The organism is Bacillus sp. FSL K6-6540 (assembly GCF_038007545.1).
The window spans coordinates 2272288-2293021 of the sequence record NZ_JBBOXH010000001.1 but is presented as its reverse complement, the minus strand read 5'-3'; the positions used below and the strand labels follow the sequence as shown (position 1 = coordinate 2293021).

Annotated in this window: 16 protein-coding genes; 5 read left to right on the top strand and 11 right to left on the bottom strand. The window is 52.1% G+C overall.

Annotation, left to right across the window (positions count from 1 at the left end; translation table 11 throughout):
• Positions 1-103: 103 nt before the first annotated feature.
• From MHH82_RS10090 to MHH82_RS10075, 4 genes are all read right to left on the bottom strand, one after another.
• The gene (locus MHH82_RS10090) at positions 104-1822 is read right to left on the bottom strand and encodes a helicase-associated domain-containing protein (RefSeq protein WP_340965480.1); all 1719 of its coding nucleotides are present in this window, start codon (positions 1820-1822) and stop codon (positions 104-106) included.
• Positions 1819-3627: a DNA repair helicase XPB gene (locus tag MHH82_RS10085; protein ID WP_340969895.1), complete on the bottom strand. Its 1809-nt coding sequence runs from the start codon at positions 3625-3627 to the stop codon at positions 1819-1821. The genes MHH82_RS10090 and MHH82_RS10085 overlap by 4 nt, the downstream gene beginning before the upstream one ends.
• Positions 3628-3744: 117 nt before the next feature.
• A complete protein-coding gene (locus tag MHH82_RS10080; protein ID WP_340969892.1) occupies positions 3745-4923 on the bottom strand; it encodes a M20 family metallopeptidase in 1179 nt (392 codons plus the stop codon).
• Between the two features lie 24 nt (positions 4924-4947).
• Entirely contained in the window at positions 4948-5457 is a 510-nt protein-coding gene (locus MHH82_RS10075; protein WP_036665923.1) for an NUDIX hydrolase, read from the bottom strand.
• 252 nt (positions 5458-5709) lie between these two features.
• Between MHH82_RS10075 and MHH82_RS10070 the strand changes: the two genes are divergently transcribed.
• Together MHH82_RS10070 and ftsW are read left to right on the top strand one after the other, a co-directional pair.
• The gene (locus tag MHH82_RS10070) at positions 5710-6057 is read left to right on the top strand and encodes a YugN family protein (protein WP_009589628.1); all 348 of its coding nucleotides are present in this window, start codon (positions 5710-5712) and stop codon (positions 6055-6057) included.
• A gap of 11 nt (positions 6058-6068) precedes the next feature.
• Entirely contained in the window at positions 6069-7286 is a 1218-nt protein-coding gene (ftsW, locus tag MHH82_RS10065; RefSeq protein WP_009589615.1) for a putative lipid II flippase FtsW, read from the top strand.
• Between the two features lie 55 nt (positions 7287-7341).
• Here ftsW and MHH82_RS10060 read toward each other — a convergent pair whose 3' ends face one another.
• Positions 7342-7728 carry an Asp23/Gls24 family envelope stress response protein gene (locus tag MHH82_RS10060; RefSeq protein WP_009589611.1) on the bottom strand — a complete coding sequence of 129 codons (387 nt, stop codon included), beginning with the start codon at positions 7726-7728 and terminating at the stop codon, positions 7342-7344.
• Between the two features lie 187 nt (positions 7729-7915).
• On the opposite strand from MHH82_RS10060, the gene cax reads away from it, so the two are divergent.
• A complete protein-coding gene (gene cax / locus MHH82_RS10055; RefSeq protein ID WP_015734317.1) occupies positions 7916-8989 on the top strand; it encodes a calcium/proton exchanger in 1074 nt (357 codons plus the stop codon).
• Between the two features lie 115 nt (positions 8990-9104).
• Here cax and MHH82_RS10050 read toward each other — a convergent pair whose 3' ends face one another.
• The 5 genes from MHH82_RS10050 to MHH82_RS10030 all read right to left on the bottom strand — a co-directional run bounded on the left by MHH82_RS10050 (position 9105) and on the right by MHH82_RS10030 (position 14044).
• Positions 9105-9392: a YlaN family protein gene (locus MHH82_RS10050; RefSeq protein ID WP_009589686.1), complete on the bottom strand. Its 288-nt coding sequence runs from the start codon at positions 9390-9392 to the stop codon at positions 9105-9107.
• A gap of 150 nt (positions 9393-9542) precedes the next feature.
• A complete protein-coding gene (locus tag MHH82_RS10045) occupies positions 9543-9788 on the bottom strand; it encodes an HPr family phosphocarrier protein (protein ID WP_009589671.1) in 246 nt (81 codons plus the stop codon).
• Positions 9789-9883: 95 nt separating this feature from the next.
• Positions 9884-10999: an aminopeptidase gene (locus MHH82_RS10040; protein WP_015734316.1), complete on the bottom strand. Its 1116-nt coding sequence runs from the start codon at positions 10997-10999 to the stop codon at positions 9884-9886.
• A gap of 123 nt (positions 11000-11122) precedes the next feature.
• On the bottom strand, positions 11123-11950 hold the full coding sequence (locus tag MHH82_RS10035; protein WP_036665924.1) for a hypothetical protein: 828 nt from the start codon (positions 11948-11950) through the stop codon (positions 11123-11125).
• Between the two features lie 102 nt (positions 11951-12052).
• A complete protein-coding gene (locus MHH82_RS10030) occupies positions 12053-14044 on the bottom strand; it encodes a sensor domain-containing diguanylate cyclase (protein WP_145035377.1) in 1992 nt (663 codons plus the stop codon).
• Between the two features lie 525 nt (positions 14045-14569).
• On the opposite strand from MHH82_RS10030, the gene rpsD reads away from it, so the two are divergent.
• Both rpsD and MHH82_RS10020 read left to right on the top strand, forming a co-directional pair.
• On the top strand, positions 14570-15172 hold the full coding sequence (gene rpsD / locus MHH82_RS10025) for a 30S ribosomal protein S4 (RefSeq protein WP_009589567.1): 603 nt from the start codon (positions 14570-14572) through the stop codon (positions 15170-15172).
• 262 nt (positions 15173-15434) lie between these two features.
• Positions 15435-18542 carry a transglycosylase domain-containing protein gene (locus tag MHH82_RS10020; protein ID WP_251493751.1) on the top strand — a complete coding sequence of 1036 codons (3108 nt, stop codon included), beginning with the start codon at positions 15435-15437 and terminating at the stop codon, positions 18540-18542.
• Between the two features lie 211 nt (positions 18543-18753).
• Here the strand turns inward: MHH82_RS10020 and acsA are convergent, their stop codons facing one another.
• On the bottom strand, positions 18754-20478 hold the full coding sequence (gene acsA, locus MHH82_RS10015; protein ID WP_015734312.1) for an acetate--CoA ligase: 1725 nt from the start codon (positions 20476-20478) through the stop codon (positions 18754-18756).
• Positions 20479-20734: the final 256 nt, after the last annotated feature.

Below are 20734 nucleotides of genomic sequence, written 5' to 3'. Positions count from 1 at the left end.
GAACTCATCCCGCTTTTCTATTAAATTTGGCCCGCGTGTTGATCGTGGACTCTTTCATCATAGCATAACGCTCGTATCTTAAGAAGGGGGAATTCAAACGCTTTTACGGAATCACAAGCCGCATTTCCCTCCATTCCCCTTCGCCTAACTCCACGATGGCTCCCGTCTTATCCGAATCCGGATCGTATAACGCACCCGAAATTTTCCACGGCTGACGCAGGATTTGAAATGGAATGAATTCCATGCGGCTGCCATCCACGGCAATCTCCAATTTGGCCGACAGCTCCAGCGCCTGCTCCATCATTTGTTTGGCCGTCGAGCCGTGGTAAGAGCGCCAATCCCGTGTCCACATGACAGGAATCCGGTTCAAATCGGGAATGATCGACGATGGATCCGGCAGGGTGTCATCAGGTTCAAGTACAAGCTCGCTTCGTGCCGGGCGAATCAATCCGCAGGAGGGACGGCTACGACTCCCCCACTGCATAGGGTAACGGTCATTTCCATCAGTACCCGCAAGTTCCGTATCCTCTTCCGGAAAAGCCTCTTCATAGCGAGGCGACTCGTTCAGGCCCGCCCTGTCCATCTCCTTGCCCCATTGGTATAAAGCAGCTTGCACGTTCTCCGGCATTCCGGCGGCTGCATGTTTCGAGAAAAAGGCCGCGATTCTGTCCGGCTCCATTCCGGCTTTTGCCGCCTGAATCACCGAATCCCTTGTCAGGCGATAGACCGTCATCACATCATCCAAAATCCGCTCCGTGCAGCAAGCAGCTTGAAACTTAACGGAATTCGGCACATTGGGCGGTATCAAAATGTCAAAATCCGGCTGAATGAACAGACCCGATGATCCGGTATCAGCCCCTTCGCTTCCATCCAGCAAGGAGAAGGGGGCCACGCGCCAGCGGAACAGGAATTGACCATCGTCATCGATGCCCAAATCGGTGTAACCGCAGCCGGTTAATAACCGGAGCCATGAAGCGGCTTCCTCCGGCAATAATTCTTTTCCGGTGGATGCACCTCCTTCCAAAGGCTCAGAGACTGCAGCGGGCATCTGCCAGGCGCGGTACCACACCCCGCCGGACAACGACGAGTGACATATCCGCCAAGTCCAATGCTGAAACTCGGCCGAGTTCGGAATGTAACGTTCCATCATGTGAAGAAGGACGGACCGGTCCATCGCTTCCCGGGAGAGCATAAGCCAACGCCGCAATGAGGTACGGTTCAGCTTGAGTTCCCCCTGCTCTGCAACGACCAGCTCAAACGTAAACAGCAGATCCAACACCATCGCGACATGTTGAGGGTACGCATCCGAATGATCATAGTGAAGGGCGAGCCCTTCGACATCGTATGGCGTTAAGGCGATCTCGCCCCCCAGTTTCTGAATGCATTTCTTATGCAAAATCCCTTTAGCGGTCAACGATACGCGGTTCTTGGCCATATATACGAGAACATTGAACATATCGATCGCTATGCCGCTTCTTGCTTCCTGCTGAAGCCTCACGGATACAGAAGGCAGGGAGCCTGTTTCATGAGCCTCTACAGGACCACAGCCTTCTAGGAGGATCTGCAGCTTGTCAAAAGGAATGAAATACAGCCTCTCGCCCCAACCCCGCTTGACCGCTCGCACCCATCCCTGTTGTCTCAAGGAGATGAAGGCAAGCTGCGCCTCCGCGCCGCTCAAGCGGGGAAATCGCAATGAGCGCAGCTTGTCGTCATCGAAACCCTGCCCGGCAAAGCGGCGCCAGATATGATAGAGGACCGATCGCTCCTTCGGAAGGAGCCGTTCCAGGCTCATCGTGTCCGCCATGTCCTGCTGCCTCGTCATCTCCACGAGACCTCCTTCCCGTCGGGATGCTGATAAGAACGGGGATTTCGCATCGCGATCAGATCCAGGGAGGCCGCCGGCTGCTTTGCATGTATCGCGTGATATTCGTACCCCTGCTCAATCAGAAACAGCTGTCGCCGGATCGCAAAGATCTCCTCCCGGCTGTCCTCCGTTACCAATGCATAAAAATAAGCCCGATTCTCCCCTGACTTCGGCCGCAGCAAACGTCCAAGCCGCTGCGCTTCCTCCTGCCGAGAGCCGTAACTGCCCGAAACCTCGATCGCTACGGAAGCATCGGGGAGATCGACCGCGAAGTTTGCCACTTTCGATACGACAAGCACGCGTATGTTTCCTTCCCTGAAGGCGTTATACCATTCGTTGCGCTGATCCTGGGTCATTTGTCCCGTGATGAGCGGGGCCTGCAGCTCCCTGGAAATGGCATGGAGCTGATCCAGGTATTGTCCAATGATGAGCGTCTGCGCATCCTTGTGGACATCCACGAGCTGCCGAATCACATCAAGTTTGGAGGGATTCTCGGCAGCCAGCCGATATTGCTCCCTTTTGTTTGCCGTTTCGCAGGCTTCTCTGATCTCGTCCGGCAGCGGCACCTTAATCTCCGTGCAGGTCACCGAAGCAATCCACCCTTGTGCCTCCAGCCTTTTCCACGGCATTTCATATCGTTTGGGACCGATCAGGGAGAACACGTCGCTCTCCCTTCCATCCTCGCGAACCAAAGTGGCGGTCAGGCCAAGCCTGCGGGTCGCCTGGATGTCGGCCGTCGCGCGGAATACCGGTGCGGGAAGAAGATGAACCTCGTCATAAATGATCAAGCCCCAGCGCCGTTCATTAAACAGCTTCATATGCTGCTGCTCCTCCCCCTTGCCCTGCCGGTGGGTCAAGATGTGGTAGGTAGCGACCGTCACCGGCCTGACCTGTTTGCGTTGACCGGAGTATTCGCCGATTTCATCCACGGACAGCGTCGTTTTCTGCATCAGCTCGGCGATCCACTGCCTTACCGACGTAGTATTGGAAGTGAGGATCAGCGTCTCGCATTGCAGCTCGCGCATGGCGGCGATGCCAATGACCGTTTTCCCGGCCCCGCATGGCAGGACCAGCACTCCGTTGCCGCCTTCGCCGCCAATATCCCTGAAGGATTCGGCAGCCTTCTGCTGATAGTCGCGAAGCACGAAGCGCTGATCGTTGGATCCGCCGTTCGAATCTTCAAGGCGCCAGCTGCCCGATTTTTCTCCCCGCCAAAGAATGTTCAGGTATTGCCCGTCCATATATCCCGCGTGGTCCAGCACAGGATAGCCGAGCCGGGTCATCTCCTGCTTTAACACGCCGCGGCGGTCCGAAGGCACCTCTGCTTCCTTTGGTGAAATCAACCGGACGCCGATTTCCCTCAGGGAGCGATGGGACGTCAGCTCCTGCATCAGGGCTTCCTCATTGCTGGATAACAGCAATGCACGTTCAAGCGTTGGATGCGGGAGCAGCGACAGCTGCCCGTAACGCCCAACGAGCTGGCGAACCTCTTCCAGCAGGGCGGCCGGCACGTCCCAACGCGACAACGACTGAAGGCTCGAGCAAATCGCTTCAGCCGACATGCCCCCTGCAGCGGCGTTCCATAAAGATAAAGGGGTCAGGCGATATGTATGAAAAGACGCGGGACTTTTGATCAAATCCGCATATTGGGCTAGCTGCTCGCGCGCAGCCTCCGCATCCGCATGGGCGGTTTCAAGAAGTATGGTCCGATCGCGCTGGACGATGCAAGGCTTGTTGTGCACCCTTATTCCTCCTCGTGACATTCGGTCATCTAAAAAAAAGAAGTCCACATCCATGACCTGGATCTGAACTTCCCCTATGATCAATAGGATTTCCAAATAACGAGCGTTCATGCGCGAAGATTGCGATTTTGTGAAAGTCTATTCCCCGTTCTGATAGCTCGACACCATCTCGACCAGCAGCTTCGCCCCGTAGCGCATCGCATCTTCATCAAAGTCGAACATCGGATGATGATGCGGATAAATCGCCCCTTTGTCGGGGTTGCCGGCTCCAACGAAAATGAAGCAGCCCGGAATTTCCTTCAAGTAATAAGCGAAATCCTCTGCCGGCATCAGTTTGGGCGAGACGATGACCTGATCCACATCGAACACTTTGGGTGCCGTACGGAAAAATCGTGCGGTTTCGGCTTCATCGTTCACCACGGGAGGGTAGCCGACGAGATATCGAACCGCCGCCTTTGTGCCGTAGGTTTCGGAAACCGTCCGGGTCATATGCTCGATCCGCTCCCGGATCAACGCCCGGGTAGGTTCGTCAAACGTGCGCACCGTCCCCGTGATCCGGCAGGAGGAGGCTATGACGTTTTGCGCCGTTCCGGCTTGCATCGTCCCTACCGTAACGACGGAAGGCTGCAGCGGATCCACGGTGCGGCTTACGATGGTTTGAAGCTGCATGACAAGCGCAGCCCCCGCAACCAGGGCATCGGCCGTCACATGCGGCATGCCGCCATGCCCCCCGCGCCCCGTAATGTCAATGAAAAACTCATCCGCCGCCGCCATCAGCGGACCCGGCGCGCTCGCTGCGGTGCCTACAGGTAACGGCGTCCACAGGTGCAGACCATAGACGACGTCGGCCCCTTCGAGCGCTCCGTCCTTGATCATCTCCACCGCGCCGCCGGGGCATACTTCCTCCGCCGGCTGGAACATAAAACGAATCTCCCCCTGAATTTCTTCCGGGAACGTGCTGTAATATGCGGCGGCTCCAAGCAGCATGGAGGCATGCCCGTCATGCCCGCAAGCGTGCATAACTCCCTGCACCCTGGATTTGTATTCGCAGCTCTTGCCGTCCTCGATCGGCAGCGCATCCATGTCGGACCGCAGCACAACCGTCCTGCCGGGTTTATCCCCTTTTAATGTCCCTATAACTCCATGCCCGCCAACACCGGTCTTGACCGCAAGACCGAGCTCCTGCAGCCGGGCTGCTATAAATGCCGAAGTTTCCTTCTCCTGGAACGAAAGCTCCGGGTGCATATGTAAATGACGCCGCCACTCCACCATCCGTGGATACCATTGATCCCAAAATGCTTCCTTCATCAAGTTCATCATCCTTCCCCCGCTATTGGCGGCTCAATCGATCGCAAGAAAGCCGTGGAGTTTGCTCAGCAGCAGTCCGTGCCCAACCATGGCATCCATCCGGCCGCCCTCCTTGATCTTGCGATATACATCCCTGAGCGGGACCCACACCGCTCTAACGTCTTCGTCTTCCTCTTGATTCGACTCCCGGCTCCCGGACACCTTCAAATCGTCGGTGAAATAAAAATAAACGTTCCGGTTGGCCAGAGAAGCCATCGGATAAGCACTGCCCATGTAGGACAGGTCCTTGCACTGCACGCCTGCCTCTTCCTCAAGCTCCCGCTTAACGGCAAGCGCGCGTTCCTCGCCGGGCTTCACCGTTCCGCCGGGAAGCTCCCAGGTGATCTCATTCACCGCTTCCCGATGCTGGCATACCAGTAGCAGGCACCCTTGATGGACGGCCACAACCGCTGCCGAATCCGGAATCCGGTCGATCACGACGATTTCTTTCTGCCCGTTTTCTTCCACTGCATAATACTCCGTGCGGTAAACGACGCGGTTCATAGGCCGTATCCACCCTTCGCTTGAATTGAAGTCCTATGAATATATAACCACCAGGATGGAAAGCGTACATTTCACAGCGTTTTCACTTGCATTTATTTTAACAGAAAAGAAGAATGCTTGCCGTTATCAAAATCTGATCTGGATAAATGGTCTCAATTGAAGCGTGACGGGCGGTACAGGCTTGCACAAGTTCTTGAAACATACTATCATATTAAAGAACTTTGCAAGGACTATTAAGGGGGTTACGACCACATGATTTTCGAAAATACAGGCTTGGACGGATTGCACAGCGATTTAGCTTACCTCGATGAATGTGCCGAGAAAGTAGGCTTCATTCGTTGGCAGTGGGAATACTACCGCGCTACATACGACTTGAAAATCGAAGATAAAAAAAATCAGGCTGAATACTTCCTGCGCATTAACACCCGCGCTGTTGAAGGCAAGCTGGAGAAACCCGACACCATCCTCAAAATCGAAGCGGTATACCTGGGTAAAGCCACGTTCCCGCACGGTCTCGAGTATGAATCCATGGCTCCGCAGCCTGTCATGAATGTGGCCACCAAGAAGCTTCAAGAGCTCAAAGCTCTTCTGGAAGCGTAAGGTCGAACACGATGAATACGACCAAACCTCAGCCGAAGAGAGGGACGCCTGATTTCCAACTGCTGATCCTTACCTTGCTGTTGGTGGGATTCGGACTGATCATGGTGTTCAGTTCCAGCTCCAGCTTGGCCGTTTTCAATGAAAAATTCAATAACGATCCGCTGCACTTCACGAAGCGGCAAGCCGCGTTTGCGGTTCTGGGCACGTTTGTCATGTTTGTGGCCATGAACATCAACTATAAGAAATACAAGAAGCTATTCATACCGGTGTTTTTTCTAACCTTGATGCTGCTGATTCTTGTGGTGATTATCGGTTCCGCAACCAACGGCGCCACAAGCTGGTTTAATTTGGGGAAATTCGGCATCCAGCCGACCGAACTGGCCAAAATCGCGACCATCGTCTATCTGGCAGCGCTGATCACCAAAAAAGGGGAACGAATCCGTCAATGGAAGGGCGGTTTCTTCCCCGTACTCATTATTGTAGGGATCGTAGCGGGCCTGATCATGCTTCAGCCCGACCTGGGCTCCTGCTTCATCCTCGTGGCTACCAGCGGGCTGTTGATCTATGCGGGGGGCGCCAGCCTTAAGCATATTCTCGGCTGTATCTCGCTTGTTGCGCTTGGCCTGGTGCTCACGCTCGGCGTCGGATCGCTCTTCAACTCCGGCGGAGATCAGGAGCAGGCCTCCAAGAACTACAAGATGGGACGAATCGAGGCATTCATGGACCCGTTCCATGATGAATCGGACACGGGCTACAATCTGGTCCAATCGCTGATTGCCATCGGCCAGGGCGGCGTTACCGGAGCGGGTTACGGGGAGAGCGTGCAGAAGCTGCATTATCTGCCGAATCCGTACAACGATTTCATCTTCTCGGTCATCGGCGAAGAATTCGGTTTTATCGGAACCGCGATATTCCTGCTGCTCTATTTATACTTCATCCTGCGGGGGATCATCGTGTCGCTTCGCTGCTCGGATCCGTTCGGAACCTTGACCGGCGTCGGCATCATGGGACTTATCGCCATTCAGGCCTTCATCAACATCGGCGGGGTGACCAATACCATTCCGATTACGGGCGTTACCCTCCCGTTCATCAGTTACGGCGGTTCCTCGCTGCTGGTCATGATGCTGAGCATGGGCATCGTGCTTAGCATATCCAGGGACAGCAACCGTCCGATGAAAGAGGAGCAGGTTAAATCCGTAATTAAAAAAGACTACCGGGCAACCGTGTAGTCTTTTTTGTTCATTTTTTTCATCATTAGCGGGGGCTGATCCCCCAAGGTTCGTCTTATTTGGCTCGAAGCTGAATATCGTCGATTTCGTCGTCTTTGAAAGCTACGCCTTCGACCTTCACATTGACTTCAACCACGCGAAGCCCTGTCATGCTCTCGACAGCTTCGCGGACATTCTGTTGAAGCATGCGGCACACTTCATGTATAGGCGTCTCGTAAAGCACGATAATCCGCAGGTCGATCGCTGCCTCCAACTGCCCTACTTCTACCGTAACACCCTTTTGCACATTTTTGCCGCTCAGCCGCTTCGCCCAGCCCTCGGACAATCCACCGGACATGGCTGCAATACCTGGGGTTTCCAAGGCAGCCAATCCGGCAATTTTCGAGACGACATCATCCGATATTCGAATCAAACCGTTATCCAGTTGAAGTTGTTCCGTCATGCCATTTCCTCCTTCACCTCATTATCCGTTATTGTAAATGGTAACGGGCCTAAAAAGCAAATGCTCGCTTCTGAAAAGAACGATAATTTTTCGAAAAATTTGGGTATATTGTAAAAAGCGATACGAGAATCGTCGTTTTCGCTCGCAAGTACTCATCAGTACATAAACCATAAGGTAGGTGTCGGTTATGAAGAAATGGCTCAATCCCGCGCTTCTGATCTTTACCTTTTTGCTTAGTGCGCTGGGACATTTTGCGAATTGGAACTTCACGCTCCAATTCATTCTGTCTGCCATAGCGGTTATTTTTGTCGCCGGTTTTCTCGGCAAAGCAACGGAAAGCGTCGCGCATTACGCCGGCCAACGGCTCGGGGGATTCCTGAACGCTACCTTCGGCAACGCGGCAGAGCTGATCATCGCCATCCTGCTGATTAAGGAAGGTTTGTACGACATGGTGAAAGCCAGCATCACCGGCTCCATTATCGGCAACCTGCTGCTCGTCCTCGGGCTAAGCCTGTTTGCAGGGGGCCTCAAATTTAAAATCCAGAAATACAATGTGACGCTGGCTGGTCTGAATGGATCCCTGATGACGCTGGCCATTATCGCCCTGTTCATCCCTGCGGTCTTTCTGAATACCCACTCCATTACGGAGGGTGAAACCAAGACGCTCAGCCTCATTGTGGCGGGAATTCTGATCGTGGCCTACATCGCATGGCTTGGATTCTCGATGATCACCCATAAAAATTATTTGGCGGATGTCAGCGACGATCACGACCAGGATGCGCTCCCGCACGAGCACGGTCCCACTTGGTCCAAGAAGCGCTCGATTCTGTACCTTGTCATCGCCACCGTGATGGTTGCGTTTGTCAGCGAATGGCTTGTCGGGGTGCTTGAGCCCATCAGTCACGAATATGGCCTCAGCGAGCTGTTCATCGGGGCCTTCCTGGTAGCGATTATCGGCAACGCCGCAGAGCATAGTGCTGCCATCATGCTTGCGATGAAGAACAAAATCGGCGCGGCCGTAGAAATTGCCGTCGGCAGCAGCCTGCAGATCGCCCTGTTCGTTGCTCCCGTGCTTGTGTTCATCAGCTTCTTCCTTGGGGATACGATGGATCTCGTCTTCACCACGCTGGAGCTGGTCGCCATCGGCGTCGCCGTATTCATAGCCAGGTCCATTACGCAGGACGGCGCCTCCAACTGGTATGAAGGCCTGCTGCTGCTCGCCGTATACGTCATACTGGGCGTCTCCTTCTTCCTCGTATAAACCTTGGAAGCGGTGATTGCCACGGATTCAAATCTAATCGAAAAGCTAGAAAAAAAACGCATGTCGCGGGAGCGCGACATGCGTTTCTCTATGTATGCGCCTGTACGAGTACAGGCTATTTGGATTGATTCATGGCTTCGTACAGGACCGCCAGATTGCGTTCAAGCTTGCTGATCAGCTGCTTTCCCGTACTTTCCGGAAGAAGCCCGGCCCGCACCGCGAAATCAACCTCTTTTGAAAAACCGTACATTTGGGTATCCAGCACTTCCTCATAGAGAGGGCAATAACGGGTCGCCAGATTCTCCATCTGTACTTCAATAAGCTTTAGGATTTTATCTGCATCTTCATGAAGAAGACTGATCGCTTTGAGATTCAGCTGTTCCTGTAAATCAGATGAAGTCATGATCTTCCCCCCTATGTCAAAAATCACAGCACAGTTACTATCTTTAATATTAGTCGAAATCGTTTCTCAATACAAGGACCTGAACAAAATAGACCCCTTCTCTACGAAAAAACACCCTTCCATGGATTGAAAGGGTGTTTTTGGCGAATGTTATTCAGCCACGACGGATACGTTCAAGCCATGCTTGGTGAATACGTCGATCATTGCTTTTTTGGCTTCATCGGCATCAGGACCATGTACATGCAGTTCATAGCTTTGGCTGTTGACAAGCGTTGTGAACAGACCCAGGATGCTCTTAACATCAATGTACTTGTTCTCCGCCTGCAAAACGATGGAGGATGTGAACTGGCTGGCTGTTTGCGAAATTTCTACGATAGATTGATTGTTATTGGACATACGAATCCCTCCGTAACTTTAGGATCTGAATAAAGCTCATCACTGCACCTTCATGATACATTGAATCCGTTTTCTTATGCAACATTTTTTCCAATCTATTTAAGATTTTCCGGATTTAATGCTTCCAGTTCTGGAATAACGAATAGGCCATCCTTGCGGATCAGGCGATCATCAAAGTAGATTTCCCCACCGCCGTACTCCGGACGCTGGATCAAAACGAGATCCCAGTGAATGGAGGATCGGTTGCCGTTGTCTGTTACATCATATGCTTGGCCTGGCGTAAAATGCAGGCTTCCTGCAATTTTCTCATCGAAGAGAATATCCTTCATCGGTGTCAAAATGTACGGGTTGAAGCCGATGGCAAATTCGCCGATGTACCGCGCACCCTCATCCGAATCCAGGATCTCGTTCAGCCGCTTCGTGTCGCTCCCTGTTGCTTCGACGATTTTCCCGTTTTCAAAGCGGAATTTAATATTTTCGAAGGTGACTCCATTGTAAAGAGTCGGCGTGTTGTAAGCGATCGTCCCGTTAACCGAGTCACGAACGGGCGCGGTGTACACCTCGCCATCCGGAATGTTCTTCTGGCCGGAGCACTTTTCCGCGCCGATGTTTTTGATCGAGAAGCTGAGGTCCGTTCCCGGTCCCACGATGCGAACCTTGTCGGTATTCCTCATCAGCTCGGCCAAAGGATCCTGGGCACGGTCCATTTTGGAGTAATCCAGATTGCACACATCGAAGTAGAAATCCTCAAAGGCCTCCGTGCTGGTGTTGGCAAGCTGCGCCATGCTGGCGTTCGGGTAACGGAGAACCACCCATTTGGTGCGCTTCACGCGCTCTTCGCTATGTACGGGATGCGAGTAAAGGGCATTGTACAGCTTCATGTTCTCTTCGGGCACGTCAGCCATATCGTTGACGTTCTCGCCTGCGCGGATGCCGATGTAACAATCCATTTTTTTCATGCGTTCAAGATCCAGCTCTGCCCACAGCTCAAGCTGCTCCTTATTTGCGTTCTTCAACATCGCGCGCTGGACCGTACGATCCGTCAATTGCACGAACGGGCGGCCGCCTCCCTTCGAGACCTCCTCGATAATGGCATTCAGCAGATCGCGCTCCGATCCGATCATTTCGATGAGCACATTTTCCCCTGGCTGCATATCCACGGAGTAGTTCACGAGATTCTGAGCCAATTTTTGAATTCTGGGATCACGCATATGTCTTATCCTCCTTATGATGACTGTTCCCTATTGTATAAATTGAACAGCGGTAAATTTATATTATTGTAGCACGCCGGGCAGCCTCGCGTCAGCGCTCATCGTGAAAAAATTTTTAATGGCTCAATAACCGGTAAACGTAACATCCGACAGCAGTGTTTCGGTACGTGCTTTGCCTTGTTCGTCCACAAAGGATAACCTGCGCTCCATGGTCATCTTGGTAGGCAACTGGCTTTTTCTGTTAATGGTTACATGACAGACCGAAACGGCATCCGCCTCATTCAGCATGTTTTTCATTTCATGGTAGTCCCTTTCCCAGATTTCCTTCAGCCGCTTGCGAACCTTCGGATCGTCGCTGTATAACGGGTCGCCTTTACGTTCAATCCGCTCAGCCAACGCCTTCATCTGCTCATCCAGCGACTCGTCCACCATATGGGCAGCCGCCTCGGGCGACAGCTCGACACGCAGCACCTTCGTTCCTCTTGCGGCCCCCAGTTCCTGGGTTACGGTCTTCTCCGACTTGCCCATGTACTCCAGCAATTCCAGCGGATTTAACCGGTTCATCCACATTCCCCCGGCATGCTCCGACGAAAGCGTCCTCCACTTACCATCCTTTCGCTTGAGCGTCACGGTAAGTTCATTCGATTTATATGCCGATTCGGCAGACATCTTGTCATTATTTATGACGGTGCTTCTCTCTTTTGAAGATAAGGTCAGGTCGGAATGATGCCGCAGATTCCCTTCAAACGCCAGGCTTTCCTCAAACGGTCCTGTTTCTCCGCTCCGAATCGCCGTTTCTCCTCGAAAAGAGAAATTATCGATGCCAGACAGCCCCGACAAAGCACGGTTAAACGCTTCTTCGGCAGTCAGCTGATCCTGCCAGGCGCATCCGGTTAAGCCAAAAATGAATACCATCATAGCGATGACGCTTCGTAACCTTCTGTTTCGCATAATCATCAGCCTCTCGTTGATCTTGCTATTAGGCTATCCGCGGCCCCTTACATTATGCAGATTACAGAAAAAACCCTGCAGCCTCTCTTAGCTGCAGGGTATCTAATCCATTCCGATCTCGGCTTCGGCCCTCTCCACGACGATCCGGTTGCGGCCGCCATTCTTCGCTTCGTAGAGCGCCATATCCGCCCGATAGAAGAGCGACTCCACGCTGATCTTGTCATTGGTCCAGTTCCACTCGGAAATCCCGCAGGACACCGTTACGCGCGGATCGGTCTCTTCGGCCACCCGTAAGCGAATCCGTTCGGCCACCTGCACCGCCTGCTGAATGCCGAGTCCCGGCAAATACACCGCAAGCTCCTCACCGCCCCAACGGGCCGGAATATCGCTGTGACGAATGGTTGTTTTCACGATGCTGCTGACCTGCTTCAGAATCTTGTCACCACGCTGGTGCCCGAACGTGTCGTTGACCTGCTTGAATTCGTCGATGTCCACCACGATGAGCGAGCCGCAAAAATCACGGTTCTGGCATTCATGGATTATTTCATCCAGATAATGTCTGGCGTACAGTTCGGTCAGCATATCCCGGTTAGCCATTCTTCTCACTTCCGCATGCAGGAAGGCATTCCCGATCGCCAAGCCGATATGGCTTGTCAAGGCTTGAAGCAGCCGATAGCTGTCGTACGAGAAATAATGCCGCTTCGCATGGGTGAGCAGGACGACGCCCCTCACCTCGCCGTTAACCATTAGCGGAGTAGCAATCATCGAGCTGGACCGCGTGCTCTCCATCAGCCTGGATTCTGCCGGACGCTCTTCCTGATAGTCTGACAGAATGAGCGGCTCCTTCGAATGATAGACGAGGCCCCCCAAGCCGTAGTCCTTCTCGAAGACCTCCTTGGCCAGCCACTCGGCGTTGCAGGATACCACCTCTAGACCGCCAAGCTCCTCATTATGGATCAGAATGCAGCAGTAATCCGCCTCAAGGATCTTGAGCAGCTCATGATTGGCGAATTGAAATATCTCCGCCAAATGCAAGCTTTTGTTCAGCCGCTGGGTCAGCTCATTAATCATGCGGAGCTCATGAATCATCAGGTTGGATTGCTCGTACAGTTTGGCGTTCTCGAAGGCGGTGCCTGCGGCATCGGCCATCATCCCCAGCAGTTCCAGATCCATATCGGGCAGTTCCGACTTGTCCACTTCAACGTGAAGCACCCCATAGACGCCCTGCTTGCCTCCCATGGGAATCCCGATCTCCACCAGCGTGTCGGGTTCTTCATGCTCATGAATCGTCAGGGAACCTTCCATAAAGGTGCGAACATAAACCTCTTCCTGCCAATGATGGAGCAGCAGCGGACGCACGAGCGGATGAACGCTTTCATGGTCCTGTGACATAAATAATTCGACTTTCGCCTTGGGATACAGGGCCAGGACGCTATCAATAGCCTCCACCAGCACGCTGTCCACATTGATCTGCACATGCATCCGCTTCACGTACTGAAACAAGATGGAACGCCTCTGCACTTCACGTTCGGCTTGGCGGTGGACCTTCTCCAGGTCATCCGCAAAGATGTACTCCATCTGGCGGTAGAAGCAGGAACGGAACAGCAATGCGTAAGTTTCCGTCAGCATGAGCGACTGCTCCGGCTCCATCCTCCCCGAGGCAACGCTGACCATCACCGCAAAAAAATCGCCATGGACGCGCGTGAACAGCGGGACAGCGCACAGCACCCTTCCCTCAAGCGAACCCTTGCCCATGCCTTGGGCGGCTTCTTTCGAACGGAGCGTATGCGCCAGCGTCTCGTCCTCGCTTGCATGAACGTATTCCGTTATTTCGGGTGCCCCTGTCAGCCAAGCTCCCTCATGAGAAAGAAGGGCCCAGTTGAATTTCCGCATCGCCTGCGTGCCAGCGCTTTCTCTTAGCCACTCCAGATAGCTGTCTGATATGAGAGGCTGAATATAAGGGAAATCATGAGGTGTAATATCCAAGCCCTGAAGCCATAGACGAGGCTCGTTTCCAGGAATTGGCCCGGCATCATTGAACATGACCGCAGAACCGGGAGAGCTTTCATACACTTTCCGTTGTTCTTCTGACATATTGGGCGCTCCTTTGCACCATTATAAAAGGCCTATCCAAGACTGGCGTTCCGATTCATAATGTAAGGATCCATTCGGCTGCCGCATGGCGGCAACCCGGCTGTTCAACATGTTGGGGAATGATAATAACCAAAAAACACTACGATATGTAACTAGATAATTGCTACTACTTATTCCAATATCATATTACTCTTTTCTACCCATTTTTGCATCAGAATTTATGCGTTTTTCACAATAATTTTAGGTCCATGGTCCTATCGACAAAATTAGACAAAAACCAAGTTATAGTAAGTTGCAGGTTGAACTTGACTTTATATCATTACTTCATATAATATTTATTGTTGAGTAAGAATGCAATGCATTCGATGAATTTGGGCGGGTTGTGTCACCCTCACGTTATTTGTTACTGACAGGACAGCGGCTGAACTTTCCTGGCAGATCTTCCGGAAGATGACGGATAGAGCAAACAAATACGGCGCAAATAGAGCCCTAATGAAACTTTAATTAAAAAGGAGTCTATATAACATGGCACGTTACACCGGTCCTAAATTTAAATTAAGCCGTCGTCTGGGAATCTCCCTGAGCGGTACAGGTAAAGAATTGGCAAAACGTCCTTTCCCTCCAGGTCAGCATGGTCCTAACCAACGGAGAAAAGTAAGCAACTACGGTATGCAGCTTCAAGAAAAGCAAAAGCTGCGTCACATGTACGGCTTGGGCGAGAAGCAATTCCGCACCCTGTTTAACAAAGCTACCAGCATGAAAGGTATCGCGGGTGAGAACTTCATGTTCCTGCTTGAGAGCCGTCTGGACAACCTGGTATACCGTCTTGGCTTCAGCAACTCCCGTGCGGGCGCTCGTCAATTGGTAGCTCACGGTCACGTGACTGTGAACGGCAAGAAAGTCGATATCGCTTCTTACGCTGTAAGCACTGGCGATGTAATCGGCCTTCGTGAAAGAAGCCGCAGCCTTTCTTCCATCAAGGAAGCTTTGGCTAACCGCGTGCATCTTCCAGCTTACCTCGAGTTTGATGAAGCAGCAATGGAAGGGAAATACATCCGTCTTCCAGAACGTTCCGAGCTTTCCCAAGACATCGACGAGAAACAAATCGTCGAATTCTACAACCGTTAAGATTCATTCGGAACCCAAAAAACCTGAAGGCCTCGGCCTTCAGGTTTTTTTTGTGTGGCACGGCTCTCTCCGAAACGAAAAGCTCCTCCTTAAATCAAGGGCCTTCAAAGCTTTTTTCCCGTATGAACTTGGCGGCATATGTATTGCACCCTTCCCAAAAAAGTCATTCTTCCTCAAAAAAGGACACGCTATATAGGTACACATGATTCAAAACCTTCGATTTATGCTATAATAGGTGCGTTAAAAGGAGGAGTATACATTCATGGTTGAGGAGAAAAAACAAGAGCCTGAACAACAGAAAAAACCGCGAAAACGGTCCTTTCTGCGGGTGCTGGGATCCGTCATCGGATGGCTCTTTGTGGTAGGTCTGATGGGCGTTTTGTTCGCCGGAGGAGCCGTAGCCGGTTATGTAACCTCTATTGTTGAGAATGAGCCGGTAAGATCGCGTGCCCTCATTGAGAACACGGTGAACGATAATGCCATAACGGGCTTCGCCTACTTCGCGGATGGCTCACCGATCGGACAGCTTAGAACCGAAGAAGACAGACGACCTGTGGAGTTCAAGGAGATTCCCCAGCTTGTTAAAGATGCCGTCGTATCCATAGAAGACAACCGTTTTTATACACATAAGGGTGTTGACATAAAAGGTACCGCTCGCGCCGTGAAGGAACGCGTGTTGAATGAGCCGGTTCAAACCGGCGGCAGCACATTGACGCAGCAGCTGGCCAGGCTTACTTTTTTAAGTCGTGACAAAACGGATAACCGTAAGGTAAAAGAAATGCTGCTGGCGATGCGGATGGAGCGCTTCTTAAGTAAAGACCAGATTTTGACGGCCTACTTGAACAAGGTTCCATACGGAAACGGCTCGAGCGGATATCAGCTGTTCGGGATCAAGGCGGCGGCAAGAGGAATATTCAACATCAACAATCTGAATGATCTGAATGTGGCCCAAGCTGCATACTTGGCAGGGCTTCCGCAGCTGCCATCCTCCTACTCGGCCTTCAACGGCAAAGGAGAATTTGATGAGAAATCGTTCAACCGGGCCATAAACCGCCAGCACCGCGTGCTGGCAAGCATGCTGGAAGAAGGTAAAATAACGCAAGCCGAATACGATGAGGCCAAAGCATTCGATATCAAAGAATCGCTGGCTCCTCGGACGCAGAAAGCCTATGTGACTTATCCTTATCTCATGATGGAAGTCGAACGTCAAGCATCGAACATTCTGATGCAGCTAAGCCAGGAAGCTGAAGAGAACGCAAAAGGCACGCAAGCGAACTCCGATCTGATGGACGCTTCCCGTGCTCAGCTGAGCACCGGCGGTTACCGTGTGTACACCACCATCGACCGGACGCTCTACAAGACCATGCGTTCCATTGCAGAGGATGACAGCAACTACTTGCCTGACAGCGCCGAAAAAGGAATGGAGCAAACCGCCGCGATGATGATCGACAACAAAACCGGCGCCATTCTCGGCATGATTGAGGGCAGGGATTTCAACACGGAACAAATGAATTATGCTACGCAAATGAAACGGCAGCCCGGATCTGCCATGAAACCTATTGCCGCCTACTTACCGGCACTTGATACGGGGGCGATTCAGCCTGCCAGCGTGGTGGACGATTCACCGATCATCTTAAAGGACTACAGCAAAGTATTCCATATCCCTAAAAACTCGTACACCGGGTACAGAGGATTGATGACGGCAAGACAGGCGCTGAACGATTCGACCAATACGGTGGCACTCAAGCTGTTTAACAACACGGTCGGCATTGAGAAGGCCTGGGAGTTTTCCAAGAAGCTGGGCATCACTACCTTGGAGGAAGACGATTATAATGCTTCAACCGGCGTACTGGGCGGATTGCATTACGGCGTGACCGTGGAAGAGCTGACGAATGCCTACAGTTCCATCGGCAATCAAGGCAAATTCACGGATGCATTCATGATCGAGAAAATCGTGGACTCCAAAGGCAATATTGTTTATAAACACGAAGTAAAACCGGAGCAGGTATTCTCCGAGCAGACAGCGTATCTCATGACGGATATGCTGCGTACCGTCATTACGAACGGAACCGCCAGCAAGGTCCGGGATACGTACAAGAAATTCAATGAGGTTCCCGTCGTGGGTAAAACCGGCTCCACCCAGAACTACGGGGATGTTTGGTTCATGGGATACTCGCCGGATGTTACGCTTGGCGTATGGGTCGGATACAAGGAGCAAAAAAATACGCTTGTCGGCGACCAGCGCAAGCACGCCCAGGCCATCTGGGCCAGAATCATGAACGAAGCGACGGACGTTAAGCCGGAGCTGTTCCCAACCAAAACGTTCGAGAAGCCGGAAGGCATAACGTCCAAGACGGTCTCCGCTTACAGCGGCAAACTGCCGACTTCCTTAACGGACAAATTCGTAACGGATCTGTTCAACGCGAAGTTCGTGCCTACCGAAAGCGATGACGGCATCGCCAAAGCAAAATACATTACCTATCGGGGCGTAAATTATATTCCACAGGAAGCAACGCCTTTGGATATGTTGAGAGAACAAATCGTAATCAAGCGCGAAAAGCCGATTGACGAGCTGATTGTGGAACTCCAGAACGCCTTGAAGGTTATGAAAGGTGAAAAGAAAGCGCTGGAATCCTATCTCCCGCAGGATGCGAAAAAAGGAATGCCGAGCAAGGTCGATCCGAGAACGGACGACGGCAAGGCCCCTACTCCACCGAAAAACGTACATTATTCGGTGGGCAGCGGTTCCATCAGCTTTAATGCCAGCGGATCGCCTGATGTTGTCGGATACCGGCTCTTTAAGTCCGTGAACGGCAGCCCGTACACTCATCAAGGCCAGGTCATTCTTGGCGACGAGAGCCTTGTCTTCTCAGGTCTTGGAGCTGACGGTGTATTTACGACCTATTACGTCGTCGCCGTTGACGTAGCGGGCAAGACGTCTGAGCCAAGCGCTATTGTGGGCGGCACAACATCGGGATTCCCATTACCGGGCGACACCGAAACGAACCCGGATGACACCATCGATCAGCCTGATGACGGCATCACCGAGGAAGAGCCCGGTATCGATCCCGGCCTTGGGAATGAAGGCGCCACGACTGTACCGTCTGCACCAGGCCAGCCGACACTCACAGCTACTCCGGAGGGTTTCCAGGCCGCTTGGAGCGGAAACGCCCCAGAAGAAGAGGTCATGGTATACAATATCTATATCAGCCCGAACAGTGACGGGAACTACCAGATTCTGGGCTCCAGCAAGAGCACGGAGTTCTACTACACCTCGGGCAACCCGATTGGCGGCACCTTTAGAATTACTGCTGTCAATCCGATTGGTGAATCTGCAGCTTCGCCAGCCGTATATTTTGAGAAAAAATAGATTGTTTACGTAAAAACCAGCCCTTCTACAGACATTACTCTGTGGAAGGGCTGGTTTTATTTTTAGCTGGAGATGGGTCGATACGGTTGTTTATTCCTCTTGTTAAAAGAAAACGTTTAGGACGTACAGATAACGCTCTGAAATAAAAAAGAGCCGGCCACGAACATGGCGGTTAGCCATCTTCATTGCCAGCTCTGTTATGATCTGCTTATTAATCCTCGATCGTGGACAGATCGCCAGTCGGCAGATCCAGTTCCCAGGCTTTCAATACGCGCCGCATGATCTTACCGGAGCGCGTCTTCGGAAGTTTATCCTTAAACTCGATTTCACGCGGGGCGGCATGGGCGGAAAGACCTTCCTTCACGAAACGATAGATTTCATCCTTGAGCTCCTGAGAAGGCGTATAGCCCTCACGCAGGGAGATAAAGGCTTTAATGATCTCGCCTCGTGTTACATCAGGTTTACCGATAACGCCGGCTTCGGCTACGGCCGGATGCTCAACAAGCTTGCTCTCCACCTCGAATGGCCCGATTCGCTCCCCGGACGAATTGATCACATCGTCGATTCTGCCCTGGAACCAGAAGTATCCATCCTCGTCCATATAGGCCGAGTCCCCGGAAATGTACCAGCCCGGAATACGGAAATACTCTTGATACTTCGCTTCGTTATTCCAGATGGTTCTCATCATGGACGGCCAAGGTGTCTTGATGGCCAGGTTCCCCATCGTATATGGAGCAACTTCTTTCCCGTGATCGTCCAGGATCGCCGCCGTAATGCCCGGCAGCGGACGCCCCATGGATCCCGGCTTGATCGCCATCCCCGGATAGTTACAGATCAGCTGCCCCCCGGTCTCCGTCATCCACCATGTATCATGGATACGCTGCTTGTAAGCCTTGTGTCCCCAACGCACCACCTCGGGGTTGAGCGGCTCGCCAACGGACAGTACATGCCGTACATGGCTCAAATCATATTGGTCGATGAGATCGGAACCTGCCCCCATCAACATCCGGAAGGCAGTCGGCGCGCTGTACCATACCGTTACTTTGTTGTTTACCAATGTGCTGTACCAGTCCTGCGGGCTAAAGCGGCCTCCGCGAATGACATTGGTCACGCCGTTCAACCATGGCGCAAAAATACCGTATGACGTACCGGTTACCCAACCCGGGTCCGCCGTACACCAATATATATCGTCTTCCCTTAAATCCAAAACAACCTTGCCTGTATAATAATGCTGCACCATCGCGTTCTGAACGTGATACACGCCCTTCGGTTTCCCGGTTGAGCCTGATGTATAGTGCATGATCAATCCGTCTTCCCGCTCGAGCCATTCAATCTCCAGCTCGCTGGATGCGGCTTCAACTTCCTCATGATAGTTTACTAGACGCGGATCCTCTTCTTCCACTTCGCCAACGACAAAGATATGCTTCAGTTCGGGGAGCTCATCCCGTTTCACGCGCGACAACAGCGCAGGCGTCGTAATCAGCGCAACCGCTCCGCTATCCTCCAAGCGATCCTTTACCGCCGTCTCCATGAACGCCTCGAACAATGGGCCTACCACGGCACCAACCTTCAAAATACCAAGCAAACCGGCATAGAGCTCAGGGCCTCGCGGCATAAAGATAAATACCCGATCGCCTTTGCCCACGCCATATTTGCGCAGCACATTGCCGAACTTGTCGGATTTCTCTTTCAATTGCGCAAAAGTAAGAGTCTCCTCGCGGGCGGCGTCACTGTACAAGAGTGCTACCTTGTCTCCTCGTCCCTCCGCTACATGACGGTCGATTGCCTCGTACGCCATGTTTACTTTACCCGTCTCATACCAAGTAAAATGTCTCTCGATTTCGTCCCATGAAAACTCGGAGCGTGCCTGCTCGTAACTCTTCATATTGGAATGTGATACTTCACTTGGCAATATTTCGCTATGCGTTTGATTCATGATAACATCCTCCTCATTCTCAAATCGGTCTCCTCATAGTGGACAGCGCTTACAAAATGATTGAATGAAACATCCATTTTACACATTGCGGCGGGTTATCACGTTGTCACAGTCATCGAGTCATTAACCCTTGGAATTCGCAAGGAAACATATCGTTAAGTACGATACAATTGTGAAGGTTTTATGTCGAAAAGATTATATCATAGCTTTTGTTTGCCTGTCATTGCTTTTCATTTTTTTATTTTTTTGCTATAAG

What these genes read in the sequence shown, in the direction of transcription:
- rpsD (WP_009589567.1), top strand. Translation starts at nt 14,570, where the DNA reads ATGGCACGTTACACCGGTCCTAAATTTAAATTAAGCCGTCGTCTGGGA.
- MHH82_RS10085 (WP_340969895.1), bottom strand. Translation starts at nt 3,627, where the DNA reads ATGTCACGAGGAGGAATAAGGGTGCACAACAAGCCTTGCATCGTCCAG.
- MHH82_RS10090 (WP_340965480.1), bottom strand. Translation starts at nt 1,822, where the DNA reads ATGACGAGGCAGCAGGACATGGCGGACACGATGAGCCTGGAACGGCTC.
- MHH82_RS10040 (WP_015734316.1), bottom strand. Translation starts at nt 10,999, where the DNA reads ATGCGTGATCCCAGAATTCAAAAATTGGCTCAGAATCTCGTGAACTAC.
- cax (WP_015734317.1), top strand. Translation starts at nt 7,916, where the DNA reads ATGAAGAAATGGCTCAATCCCGCGCTTCTGATCTTTACCTTTTTGCTT.
- MHH82_RS10030 (WP_145035377.1), bottom strand. Translation starts at nt 14,044, where the DNA reads ATGTCAGAAGAACAACGGAAAGTGTATGAAAGCTCTCCCGGTTCTGCG.
- ftsW (WP_009589615.1), top strand. Translation starts at nt 6,069, where the DNA reads ATGAATACGACCAAACCTCAGCCGAAGAGAGGGACGCCTGATTTCCAA.
- MHH82_RS10045 (WP_009589671.1), bottom strand. Translation starts at nt 9,788, where the DNA reads ATGTCCAATAACAATCAATCTATCGTAGAAATTTCGCAAACAGCCAGC.
- MHH82_RS10020 (WP_251493751.1), top strand. Translation starts at nt 15,435, where the DNA reads ATGGTTGAGGAGAAAAAACAAGAGCCTGAACAACAGAAAAAACCGCGA.
- MHH82_RS10075 (WP_036665923.1), bottom strand. Translation starts at nt 5,457, where the DNA reads ATGAACCGCGTCGTTTACCGCACGGAGTATTATGCAGTGGAAGAAAAC.
- MHH82_RS10080 (WP_340969892.1), bottom strand. Translation starts at nt 4,923, where the DNA reads ATGAACTTGATGAAGGAAGCATTTTGGGATCAATGGTATCCACGGATG.
- MHH82_RS10035 (WP_036665924.1), bottom strand. Translation starts at nt 11,950, where the DNA reads ATGCGAAACAGAAGGTTACGAAGCGTCATCGCTATGATGGTATTCATT.
- MHH82_RS10060 (WP_009589611.1), bottom strand. Translation starts at nt 7,728, where the DNA reads ATGACGGAACAACTTCAACTGGATAACGGTTTGATTCGAATATCGGAT.
- MHH82_RS10050 (WP_009589686.1), bottom strand. Translation starts at nt 9,392, where the DNA reads ATGACTTCATCTGATTTACAGGAACAGCTGAATCTCAAAGCGATCAGT.
- MHH82_RS10070 (WP_009589628.1), top strand. Translation starts at nt 5,710, where the DNA reads ATGATTTTCGAAAATACAGGCTTGGACGGATTGCACAGCGATTTAGCT.
- acsA (WP_015734312.1), bottom strand. Translation starts at nt 20,478, where the DNA reads ATGAATCAAACGCATAGCGAAATATTGCCAAGTGAAGTATCACATTCC.